Source organism: Natrarchaeobius chitinivorans (genome assembly GCF_003841505.1).
In the GTDB taxonomy this organism is placed as follows: Archaea; Halobacteriota; Halobacteria; order Halobacteriales; family Natrialbaceae; genus Natrarchaeobius; species Natrarchaeobius chitinivorans.
In genome coordinates this window covers 128796-140217 of sequence record NZ_REGA01000014.1, presented here as the reverse complement: position 1 = coordinate 140217, position 11422 = coordinate 128796, and the positions used below count along the sequence as shown (strand labels likewise).

Here is an 11422-nt window from a genome sequence, read left to right as displayed (position 1 = left end):
GACAATCCCATCGAATGCAGACGCACCGCGAACACCCTGACGGGTGTCGGGGTGCGCTCGTTCTCCCAAACCTCATCACAATCCACGTCTAAGGTCTCTCTGAGCAGGTTGGCGAGTTGCATTGGACACTTCTCGCCACCACCTGCTCGTTCCTCAAACTCTCATCTAGACAGTGCCATCCATACCTGTCATCAGAAGTAAGACAATATAAATAGCTGCCGAAAGCGTGGTGGTATACGAATATTCCTATTCGTTGTGTGTAAAACGGTCCGTATCACTGACTCCTGTCCGATAGTATTAAAACTCGCTGTCGACCGACTTCCCGATCACAACTCTCGAGATTGCCGATCCACATCCGCACAGATATCGAGAATCCGTTCGACCGATCGCTCCGCGCCAGAGTACCGAATGGCCCCGCTTCTCGAGTCGTACTCGACCAGGCCGGAGTCTACCAGTAGCGGGATATCCGAGTGGATCATTCGCACTTTCAGCCGGTCGATTTTCTCGTCACGTTCTTCACCCGGAATCGCACGCTCGGTCGCGATCGTGTCTACGAGTGAGTCGAGATACGTTACGTCGTTTTGGCGCAACTCGTAGAGCATGTGACGGCGGCGTTTCTCGGCCAGCACCTGGAAAATCGTTCGTAACTGGTCCGGTCCGTGCGTTCCGTACTCACCGCTCCAGCGGGTTTTGCTATCGGCATGGAGATATCGTTTGTTGCAGTCGTTACCCTTTCCGGGGTCATCGTCACTCATACGACGGCCAACTATATGCTAGGTAATAATATTTGGGAATTGTTGACAAAACCCATTCGTTCTGATTCGACTCCCGGTTCGGCCAAAAAACGGGTTTTCGTTCCCTCTCGAATGACTTGTTACTCCCACCGTCGGTACGATCGAACCGTCTGCTGGCGAGGCCACTCGCGGCGTCGGCGCAGACAGTCACTCTCGAAATCGTTTCTCCCGATGAATTGGCAGACTCTGTGGCTGTTGTTTTCCGAAATCAGCCGACATACGTGAAATTGTATCTCCGGCGAGATGCTTACACCCCGTTTGAAGTGGACTATTAACGGCCAGGTATCGTGTCTTTAATCCTAGAAAAATTTTATGCGCTAAGTTATTGGACTTTGATCGGAGTATGACCGAAAAAAGTCCCCGCACGACCAACAGACGAACCATGTTGAAAGTAGTGTCCGCGTCGGTGGCGACCCTGGGATTCACCAGTGGCCTGGCGAACGCGAACGACGGCGACGACGCACGGATCGCCGACTACGAAGCAGCGGCTCGCATTCAGCGCGTAGTAGACGAAGAAGCCCACCAGCTACTCGAGGAACTCGAGGAGCAGGGGTACGTCGATTCGGAGTCGTTGCCGTCGTTTCAGCCGACCGAAGGGAACGTCTCCCGACATGGTCGGCCGGGCACGCAGGTCCAGCGTGCCGTGGTCGACGGCAAGAACGTGCCCCGAATTGCTCTGGTCACGGAGTCCGAAGAGTACACGGCGGAACTACACGTATACCCGGAGGAAGGGAGCACGCGCGCCCTGGTCGAACCGGCCGACGAAGACGACGGATCACTCGAGATGTTTACGGTGGATGGAGACGAGGTCACAGCGAGCAGCTGCTGGACGCTCGATGAGCCCTACTGTAATCTGGACGGGTGCCCCATTCCCGAAGTGGAGCTGTTCGAAATCGTCATGTGCATCGGAGGGAGCTGCACGCAGGGCTCGCGGATCGGCTGTGAAATACTAACGACGAACTGTCACGAAAGTCTCCCCTGCTGACGTATTCACCCACCACGAACGGTCGCTGACCTGCCGTGCCGACACGATGAGACGTCGTCTTTTCCCACCCTGGAGTACTGGTCTCGCATATTATAGTAGCCATTGCACGTCATTGCGTACATGACCGAATGGTGAAAACGCGGTTCGGAGTGCACGCGGTTTGAAGCGAGCAAAGCGAACGAGAACCGCGGAACGGCGAACGGGGAACGAAGTGGCCCGTGAGCGAGAGCCGCGGAACGGCGAGCGGCGACCAACGGGAGCCGTGAGCGCCCGCCGTGAACGAGAACCGGATACTGTGCGATCGGTGTTGATCGTTCCAGCGAGGACTATCTCTGTCGGCTCTCACCGACGAACGTAAGTGTTTGAGTCGGCTACCAGCAGGTCCCGATTTCGATGACTGATACCGAAGACGACCTGACCGGTCACCACCTTCGAGAGGCGCTTCGTCACATCGAACGTGCGCGAGACGGCGACCTGCGGAAGACGAACGACGCCGCCCTCGAGCAGGTCACCGACACCGTCGCCGCCGTCCTCCGCGAGTACGAACACGACGGATAACGCTGTGGATCGACCGCTCGGATCCAGCACACCTGGTCCGTTCCGTTCACCGACGGATTAAAGTCCAGTTGTACTAACGAAACCCCAATGGGCAGAACGGAGACGATCCACAGTCCGACGACGACCGCCGAAATAGCCGGCCGATCCCCGAGGCGAGAGCGATGAAGGGGTTCGTCCTCGGCGGCGTGAGTTCCGGCGTCGGAAAAACAGTCGCGACGCTCGCGATCACCCGAGCGCTTTCCGACGCCGGCTACGCGGTCCAGCCCGCGAAAGCGGGGCCGGACTTCATCGACCCGAGCCATCACGAAGCGGTGGCGGGTCGCCCCTCCCGGAACCTCGACCTGTGGCTCGAGGGCGAGGAGGGGCTCCGACGGAACTACTACCGCGGCGACGGCGACGTCTGCATCGTCGAGGGTGTCATGGGCCTGTACGACGGCGACGCCTCGAGCACGGCGATGGTCGCCGAAGCGCTCGGTCTTCCGGTCGTTCTGGTCGTCGATTCGAGCGCCGGCATGGAAAGCGTCGCGGCGACGGCGCTCGGCTTTCGAGAGTACGCCGCGTCTATCGGCCGCGAGATCGAGGTCGCGGGGATCGTCGCCCAACGCGCCCACGGCGGCCGCCACGAGGCGGGCATCCGCGACGCGCTTCCCGACGACCTCGAGTATTTCGGACGGGTTCCGCCAAACGACGACCTCGAGATTCCGGACCGCCACCTCGGACTCGAGATGGGGCACGAAGCGACGCTTCCGACGGCGGCGCTGCGGGACGCCGCCGCCTCGCTGTCGGCCGAGCGGCTGGCGTCGATCGCTCGTGAACCGCCGAAACCCGAGTCCGCGGCCGAGTCGGCGGATCGTCCGGACATCGACGCCCGGATCGCGGTCGCCAGCGACGCCGCGTTCTGCTTTCGGTATCCCGCGACGATCGAACGCTTCAGGGAACGCGCCGAGGTTCTGACGTTCTCGCCGGTCGCCGGCGATCCCGTCCCGAACTGCGACGGCGTCTACCTGCCCGGCGGCTATCCCGAACTTCACGCGGCTGCACTCGAGGACACGGGGACGCTCTCGGAACTCGGGCAACTGGCGAGCGAGGGGCTGGCCGTCTTCGGGGAGTGTGGTGGCCTGATGGCGATGAGCCAATCGTTGACGACCGCCGACGGCGATCGAAGCGAGATGGCGGGGATTCTCCCTGCCGACGTTACCGTACACGATCGGTACCAGGCGCTCGATCACGTCGAACTCGAGGCGAGTGCGGCGACGCTCACGGCGGCGGCCGGCGACCGACTTCGAGGTCACGAGTTTCACTACTCGAGTGCTGACGTCGACGCCGACGCCCGCTTTGCCTTCGAAACCGTCCGCGGGAGCGGGATCGACGGCGACCGCGACGGCCTGCTCGAGTACGATTCCCTCGGCACGTACGCCCACGTCCACCCCGAAAGCGGGGCGTTCGATCGATTCCTCGAGTCGATTTCGTCGTCGGGCTCGAACGACCGATAACGTGACCCCGCGGCCTCCCCCGGCCCGAGTTCCCTCCCGGACGGAAGCATTTTCCAGGACATGTATAAAACAGCCGCCGTTTCCCGCTTCGACGCCGCTATAGTAACAACTGAAACGATGTACACACCGATCGCCGTTTCGTCTGGCGATCGGGTGTGGGATGACGTTCAGTGGCTACTATAGTTGTGACGGATCAAGTTGGCGCTGTCTGGGGATTCACCAGAGCCCAACAGTGCACGTTCGCTCTGGAAAACGAGAAGCACTAATACGGTTGTCTGTACGTCATTGCCGGCGCACCCGCGACCCGGGCGGCGGCTGCGCCGGTACACAGTGACAGTAATCCGTATAACGCGGTGTCCTTGTCTCTTCGATTCCAGAACGAAAGCGAAAGTGCATCAGCAATCTCCGATCGAAGAAGATGAGGATAATTTATGGTCGAATCGTCTCGAGTACTGATCATGTCTTCGTTCAGGACCGTCCTCACACGGGCGACGTCGAATTGGCGACTCGTCGCCGTCGCGGCGCTCGTCACAGTACTCGAGGGGGGCTTCCGAATCACGCTCGTCGATTTTCTCGACCTCTATTTCGGCGATCTCTGGCTCGCCGCCGCGGTCCTCCTCTGGCCGCCGATCGTCGCCGTCTTCGGTCTCGCGGCCGTCTCTTCGACGGCTCGGACGGCGATTGCGGGGGAGGAGACTCGAGCCAAAGAGGACGTCGCCGGAAGCGGGTGGGACGGCAATCTCGCCGGACGACTGGCTGCGTTGGCCGCGATCGCGACCGTCGGCCACTGGGTCGCGCTCGCCCTCGGAAACGTCCTCTTTCTGGTGGTCGATACGCCGATCAGATTCGTCCTCTACTGGGCTGGCTACGGCGATCTGCTCACGTTCGCCGTCGTCACGTTCGGCCCGTTCGCCGGGATCGGAATCGGCGCGCTCGTCGTCTGGATTCTGCCCGGGATCGCAGTCGCCGAGATCGGACGCGGTGTGGGCGTCACCGACGCGTTCCGCACGGTGATCGCCGCACCGCGTTCTTCGCCGCGATCGCTCGCGACGGCGACGGCCTGGACGCTCGCGTTCGTCGGCGGTTCGGCCGGCGCGTTCGTCGCCACCGATCGCGTGGTGCGCTGGTTCGAGGACGCCACACTCACGGTCGGCCCGGTCGACGCCGCGATCGTTCCGATCGCTCTCGGTATCTCGATTCTCGTCGCGGCCGGCGCGGTGTGGCTCGCGGGAGCGCTCGGGCTCGCACTCGACCGTTTCGCCGACTCGAGGCCGCCGTCCCGATCGTCGGGACGGGACACCGCTCCTCGGTCGGTGCCGATTGCTCGTCTCGCGATCGCCGTCTTGCTCGTCACGTCGCTCGTGGTCGCCGCCGGAGCGATTCGGGCGAACGAGATCCGGCCCGTGGATACCGAGCCGGAGCCGCTTCCGAACGATCCAGACGAACTGTACGCGACAGCCCACGACAATACGGACCGCTCGAACCACGCGTTCCGCTGGCTCAACGCGTCCGCGCCGGACGAGGAAGTGGTCTACGAGTTCCGGATCGACAGGGAGAACCGCCACGTATCGACGTCGCTCGACGGGTACGACACGTACCACACGAATGCGGTGTTTCACGTCGGCCAACCTGCTCCGTTGCCCGGATACGCGATGATGACCGAGGAAGACCGCCTCCCGAAGCTCGGCGAACCCTCGCCGGACGCCGAAAACTGGACCGTCGTCGCCGAGGACGGCGACGAGATCACGCTCGAGCTCACCGATCCCGACGACGTGTACTTCGCACAGCACGAAGACGAGCTGGACGAACGGTTCGACGATCCCGTGATCCACGAGTCGTGGGCACGGGTTACTATCGATACCGAGCGAAAGACGCTCTCTCACGGAGAACTGCGAATGAACGTCTCCGATCGAGGATCGACGGACGAGGCGTACGACGCCCACCTCGCCTACGAGTACGAGATCGGGGCTGACGTCGAACGACCCGAGGAACTCGGGCCGCCGACGATCGGCGAACGTTTCTGGCAGCTGTTCGCGTACTGACCCGGAGAGGGTAGTGGACGCCGATCAGCCGTCGCGATGATCTGTGGTCCGGCCGTCGAATGGGGTCCCCCGATCGTCGACAGTCACTCGAGTCGCTCGACCGGATCGCCGTCGGAGATCGTTCCGCCCTCCAGAATCCGGGCTCTGAGCCCGCCCCGGTGAACGAGCGCTTCCCGGACGCCTTCGGTCTCGAGGTGACCCTCGAGGTACGAACACGGCTCACAGAGTTCGATCCCCTCACAGCGGACGTCGCCGATTCGAAAGCGAGCATCCGCGAGGTGGTTGAGAGCGATGCCGGTCGTCGTGACGTTTCGGCGGTGAACGCCGGGCTCGAGGTCGACGTCGTAGTCTCGCTCGACGGCCGTGAGTGCTTCCCGTTCGATCAGCGTGAGGTCGCTTCCCTCCCGACTGCCGAACGTTCCGCCGTCGTGGTAGTACCGGTCGCCCTCGAGTCCGCGACCCGCGACGGCCTCGACGCTGTCGGTGGCGTTCATCGGCGCTCCCTGCTCCGGGGCGACGTGAATCGCGTGTACCGTTCCCTGCATACGACGAGCGTCGAATCGGACGGAGATAACTCGTTCGTTCGAAATATGGCAACCCTTTTCCGCGCAGGTACAGAATCCGGGAGTATGTCGGACGAACCCGATTCCAACGGCGACGGAGACGACGGCGAGGAGAAATCCTTCCGCGAGCGAGTCGAAGAAATCCGAGAAAAGCGAGCCGAGGAAGGCGAAGGCGAGGGTGAGCCACCGGAGAGTCCGTTCGGCGGTGGCGGCGGCCCCGGCGGCCCGGGTGGCATGGGCGGCAACCCGTTCGCCCAGATGATGGGCGGCATGATGGGCGGCGGTCCCGGCGGTCCTGGCGGTGCCCCCGGCGGTCCGGGCGGACGCGGTGAGGACGTGGGCAACGAAGAACTCGTTCAGGAGGTTCGGCAACTGCGCGACGAAATGCGCGATCAGACTCGCGCACTCAAACGCATCGCCGACGCCCTCGAAGACGAGTAACGCCGCTTCGCCGTTCCTTCTATAGTAGCTACTGTAAATCATCTCACACTGATCGCCAGAGGTACTGCGATCGGCGTGTGAGTTGTCATAGTTGTTACTATAGTGTCTTCCCAAGCCGTTAGAGGTCTGCCGACCTGAACCGATAGTAGCCGACGACGAGCGCCGCGACCAGCCACAACGCGAGGACGAGAAGGCCGATTTCGGGGGTGGCGTACAACGGTGCCGGCTCCCCGGACGCGGCGTCGGCACCCGTGCTGGCACCTGCCTGGGTAGCCTCCGCCGTCTCGGCGAGATCCGGCAACAGAGCGACGACCGACGAAAAGTACGCCGAAGAGGGTGAAAGCTGTGTAATCGGGAACACCCAGTCGGGGATCGCAGTCGGCGTGGCAAAGCCCTCGACAACGTAGAGAATTACCATGGGAACGGCGTCCCAGAACAACTCGAAGACGACGAAGAACCCGAGTGCCAGCGTAGTCGCACGCGATGTCGATCCGGTCGTCGCCGAGATGCCGACCACGATCGCGGTGTAGACGGCCGAAAAGAGTAGTGTGACGGCAACGAACACCGCAACCGGAACGATCCGGAGTTCGCCGAGCATCGCAGCTCCGACCCCGAGACCGACGAGGAGTCCGACCACGAGACCGAACGCAAGAACACACGTACGACCGACGACTTTCCCGACGAAAACGCTCCCCCGCGTGGTCGGCATGGAGAGCAGCAGTTTGATGCTCCCGAGTTCGCGTTCGCCGGCGATCGACCTGTAGCCGACGACGATCGCTGCCAGCGGAACGAACAGTCCGGTGAGACCGATCGTGAAGAAGATCAATCCGGCGAACGTCGCACCGCCCGGACTACCAAGCAGTTCGGGTGCCTCGACGTACGCGTACGTCGACCCGATCGAGAGAACGACGAAGACGGCCACGAGCGCCCACAGTGCCCGTGATTGAACCGCGTCTCGGAAATCCTTCTTGGCGACGGCAACCCAGCTTCCGGCTCCGAGTTCAGAGCCGCTCATGCGTCGACCTCCTGTCGCTCGTTCGTGTACCGAACGAAAAGGTCCTCGAGCGAGGACTCGACCACAGAGAAGTCCTGGACGGCCGTTACGTCGGTATCGATCGCGTGCAGTACGGCGAACTTCGATACGTCGTCGGCTGTCACCCGCAGGCGGCCGTCCTCGATCGACGCACTTCCGACGCCGTCGAGAGCGGCAACGTCCGCGACGATTTCGTCGTCGAGAGTCGAGACGTAGACGTACAGCGTCTCCCCGGTTTCGGATGCGTCACGGAGTCCATCGATCGTATCGACCGCGACGAGTCGGCCCCGGTCGATTATCGCGACGCGATCACAGACCGCTTCGACCTGTTCCATGACGTGGCTCGAGAAGAACACGGTCGTCCCGCGGGCGTTCTCCTCGCGGAGTATCTCGCGCATCTCGCGGGCCCCGTTCGGATCCAGCCCTGTCGACGGTTCGTCGAGAACGAGCAGGTCGGGATCGCCGATCAACGCCATTGCGAGCACGAGTCGCTGGCGCATTCCCTTCGAGTAGCCGCCCGCCTTGCGGTCGGCGGCGTCGGCGATCCGGACTCGTTCGAGTACTCCCTCGATGTCGGCCTCGACCCCTTTTATTTCGCGGGCGAACTCGAGGTGGTGGCGGCCGGTGAGCCGATCGTAGACGTGGTAACCGTCCGGGAGTACGCCCGTCCGGCGTCGAACGGCCCGTCCGTCGGTCTGTGCGTCGTGGCCGAGGACGGTCGCGGTCCCCGCCGTCGGACGAACGAAATCCAGCAGAATGTCGATCGTCGTCGACTTCCCGGCCCCGTTCGGGCCCAGAAACCCGAATATCTCGCCGTCGTCGACCGTGAGGTCCAGGCTATCGACGGCGAGGACGTCTCCGAACCGTTTCGTTACCCCCTCGAGTTCAATCGCGGCCATCCGTCCCCCTCGATCCGTTTGAGCCGCCGTCAGGCTCCGATATGAGGTGGTGCGTACGCGGGACCATGCGATACTCGGCACTCACCACGTTCGGAAACTTATATCCCGCCGCCGGTCACCACGTACGGAAACGTATACCCCGACGCCGGTCACTCGAGTGTCGCCGGCGTGGAAATCGACCGAACCGCTTTTGCGACGGCGGTGGATACCCAAGACCGATGGACGTACTGATCGTCGGCGCGGGCTCGATGGGGAGGTGGTTCGGTCGGGCGATCGATGCCGACGTCTCCTTCGCCGACGTCGACGCCGAAACGGCGGCTGCAGCGGCGGACGTGGTTGGCGGGGACGTCGTCGACCTCGGCGGCGAAACGACCTTCGACGTCGTCTGTCTCGCGGTGCCGATGACACACGTCGTCGAGGCGATAGAAGAACACGCTGACCGGGCCGAACGGGCGGTCGTGGACGTCTCGGGCGTGATGGGACCGCCGGTTCGGGCGATGGAGACGCACGCGCCGAACGGAGAACGCGTCAGCTTGCACCCGCTTTTCGCACCCGAGCGAGCCCCTGGCTCGATCGCCGTCGTCCGAGATCGACCGGGACCCACGACCGACGAACTTCTCGAGACGATCGGTGAACGCGGGAACGAGTTCCTCGAGACGACTGCGGACGAACACGACGAAGCGATGGAGACGGTTCAGGCGTCGGCCCACGCCGCGATACTCTCGTTCGCGCTCGCGTCGAAGTCGGTTCCGGACGGGTTCGAGACGCCGGTGTACGACCGCTTGCGAGCGGTCGCCGAACAGGTCACCGACGGAACGCCACAGGTGTACGCCGACATTCAGGAGACGTTCGACGGTGCGGACGCGGTCGCGGTCGCGGCCAGCGATATCGCCGCCGCCGATTCCGAGGAGCTCGAGGCGCTGTATCGGGAAGCGGCACATCGCTTGCACGGTAGTGAACGAACGGACGACGTTCCCGCCGGGACGGACACCGACACCGACTCCGGTGAAACCCGATGAGCGACCAGCGCGAATCGGTCCGATCGAACGCGAAGTACCTCCGGAACGTTCGGCCGATCGATCCCGACGAGATCTGCGACTACGTCGCTGGCTCGCCCCATCCGGCGGTCGTCCGTCAGATCCTCCGGGAGGAAGCCGTCGACCTCGGTCTGATCGAGCGCGAGGACGGTACGTTCGTCCCCGTCGACGACGAACCGGTTCGGCCGTGCAGTGATCCGATCCGGCGGTTCCCGGAGCGGTTCGAGCATCGCCTCGAGGATCTGCTGGCCGACCGATACGGACCACGCTGGCACGACGGGGCGAGCGGCGACCTCCTCCGGTCGACGATCCGCCGGTTCAAGTCCGCCTACCTCGAGCGAGCCGCGGTCGAGTACGACGAGGACGTCGCGGCCGGGTACGCGATCTATCACCTTCCGGGGTACTACGCCGCGGTTCAGTACGCACTCGACGACCTGGCCGACCGCGGTCTGCTCGGGCGGAAGCTTCGCGTTCTGGACGTCGGTGCCGGCGTCGGCGGCCCCGCGATCGGGCTCTGTGAGTACTTACCCGAGGACGCACTGCTCGAGTACCACGCGATCGAACCGAGCGCCGCGGCGGAGATCCTGTCTGATCTGCTCTCGGAGACCGGCCGGAACGTCCACACCACGATCCACCGGACGACCGCCGAGGCGTTCGATCCGAGTGCGGTCGACGAAACCGGAGGTTTCGATCCGACGGACCCGGACGACGGCTTCGATCTCGTTCTCGCCTGTAACGTCCTGAGTGAACTCGAAGATCCCGTTTCGGTCTGTCGGTCGTACCTCGAGACGCTCACACCGGACGGGACGTTGCTGGCGATGGCACCGGCGGACAAACACACCAGTATCCAGCTGCGGGAGGTAGAGCGGGAACTCGAGGACGAACGCCTGCGGGCCCGACCAGCCACGAACGGCGAGAAGGGGGGCGAAACCGAGAGCGGGGACGACGGCGGTGACGCGCCCGCCGAAGCCAGCAGAGTGACGGTGTACGGCCCCACTGTTCGGCTCTGGGACGGCGAACGGCCGTCCGATCGCGGCTGGTCGTTCGACGTCGGCCCGGATCTCGAGGTGCCGGCGTTTCAGCGCAGCCTCGAGGAGGCGACGCCGGCCGACGACCCGGATCATACGCAAGGGGAGTTCGTCAACGTCGACGTCCAGTACTCCTACTCGCTGTTGCGACTGGACGGGACGCGCCGGATCGACCTCTCGCTCCAGACGACCGACTGGGCGAAGATGGCCGACATGGACCGCCACGTCACGAACCGTATCGACCTCGTCGCGGCGAAACTCAGCCACTCCCTGAGCGACGGCGACGAGGAGACGGACGGGAGAAATCCACTGTTCAAAATCAGCGACGGGAGCGAGTCGGTCGATCACTACGCCGTCCTCACGTCGGAGACGGCGCTGAATCGGCCGCTGATCGAGGCCGACTACGGCGAGATCTGTTCGTTCGAAGGCATCCTCGCGCTCTGGAACGACGACGAGGGGGCGTACAATCTGGTCGTCGACGAGGAGACGGTCGTCGACCGGATCGCCTGACCACAAGCGGTGGGCTTTTCGCGTTCCGCTTTCGACGGA

General features: G+C 63.5%; 11 protein-coding genes and 1 pseudogene. 7 read left to right on the top strand and 5 right to left on the bottom strand.

Translation table 11 applies throughout. The features are described from left to right. Together EA473_RS15390 and EA473_RS15385 are read right to left on the bottom strand one after the other, a co-directional pair. Positions 1 to 122, bottom strand: a pseudogene (locus tag EA473_RS15390) (IS6 family transposase); the annotation flags it as partial. Between the two features lie 204 nt (positions 123 to 326). Then, a complete protein-coding gene (locus EA473_RS15385) occupies positions 327 to 755 on the bottom strand; it encodes a DUF7344 domain-containing protein (protein WP_124196541.1) in 429 nt (142 codons plus the stop codon). 382 nt (positions 756 to 1137) lie between these two features. Here EA473_RS15385 and EA473_RS15380 point away from each other — a divergent pair, with 382 nt between their 5' ends. The 4 genes from EA473_RS15380 to EA473_RS15370 all read left to right on the top strand — a co-directional run bounded on the left by EA473_RS15380 (position 1138) and on the right by EA473_RS15370 (position 5872). After that, positions 1138 to 1779, top strand: a complete 642-nt coding sequence (locus tag EA473_RS15380) for a hypothetical protein (protein WP_124196540.1) — start codon at positions 1138 to 1140, stop codon at positions 1777 to 1779. 393 nt (positions 1780 to 2172) lie between these two features. Continuing rightward, entirely contained in the window at positions 2173 to 2337 is a 165-nt protein-coding gene (locus tag EA473_RS22365) for a hypothetical protein (protein ID WP_165875301.1), read from the top strand. A 161-nt stretch (positions 2338 to 2498) separates the two neighbouring features. Further along, entirely contained in the window at positions 2499 to 3830 is a 1332-nt protein-coding gene (locus EA473_RS15375) for a cobyrinic acid a,c-diamide synthase (RefSeq protein ID WP_124196539.1), read from the top strand. 458 nt (positions 3831 to 4288) lie between these two features. After that, on the top strand, positions 4289 to 5872 hold the full coding sequence (locus EA473_RS15370; protein ID WP_124196538.1) for a hypothetical protein: 1584 nt from the start codon (positions 4289 to 4291) through the stop codon (positions 5870 to 5872). 83 nt (positions 5873 to 5955) lie between these two features. Here the strand turns inward: EA473_RS15370 and EA473_RS15365 are convergent, their stop codons facing one another. Then, on the bottom strand, positions 5956 to 6417 hold the full coding sequence (locus tag EA473_RS15365; protein WP_124196537.1) for an MOSC domain-containing protein: 462 nt from the start codon (positions 6415 to 6417) through the stop codon (positions 5956 to 5958). A gap of 45 nt (positions 6418 to 6462) precedes the next feature. Here EA473_RS15365 and EA473_RS15360 point away from each other — a divergent pair, with 45 nt between their 5' ends. Continuing rightward, on the top strand, positions 6463 to 6876 hold the full coding sequence (locus EA473_RS15360) for a hypothetical protein (protein WP_394341312.1): 414 nt from the start codon (positions 6463 to 6465) through the stop codon (positions 6874 to 6876). A 118-nt stretch (positions 6877 to 6994) separates the two neighbouring features. Here EA473_RS15360 and EA473_RS15355 read toward each other — a convergent pair whose 3' ends face one another. Next, positions 6995 to 7891, bottom strand: a complete 897-nt coding sequence (locus EA473_RS15355; protein ID WP_124196535.1) for an ABC transporter permease — start codon at positions 7889 to 7891, stop codon at positions 6995 to 6997. Beyond that, positions 7888 to 8808: an ABC transporter ATP-binding protein gene (locus EA473_RS15350; protein ID WP_124196534.1), complete on the bottom strand. Its 921-nt coding sequence runs from the start codon at positions 8806 to 8808 to the stop codon at positions 7888 to 7890. Before EA473_RS15350 ends, EA473_RS15355 begins: the two co-directional genes overlap by 4 nt. A gap of 218 nt (positions 8809 to 9026) precedes the next feature. Here EA473_RS15350 and EA473_RS15345 point away from each other — a divergent pair, with 218 nt between their 5' ends. Both EA473_RS15345 and EA473_RS15340 read left to right on the top strand, forming a co-directional pair. After that, positions 9027 to 9827, top strand: coding sequence for a prephenate dehydrogenase/arogenate dehydrogenase family protein (locus EA473_RS15345; protein ID WP_124196533.1), 801 nt, complete (start codon positions 9027 to 9029; stop codon positions 9825 to 9827). After that, on the top strand, positions 9824 to 11383 hold the full coding sequence (locus EA473_RS15340) for a small ribosomal subunit Rsm22 family protein (protein WP_124196532.1): 1560 nt from the start codon (positions 9824 to 9826) through the stop codon (positions 11381 to 11383). Before EA473_RS15345 ends, EA473_RS15340 begins: the two co-directional genes overlap by 4 nt. The last annotated feature ends 39 nt before the right edge of the window (positions 11384 to 11422 follow it).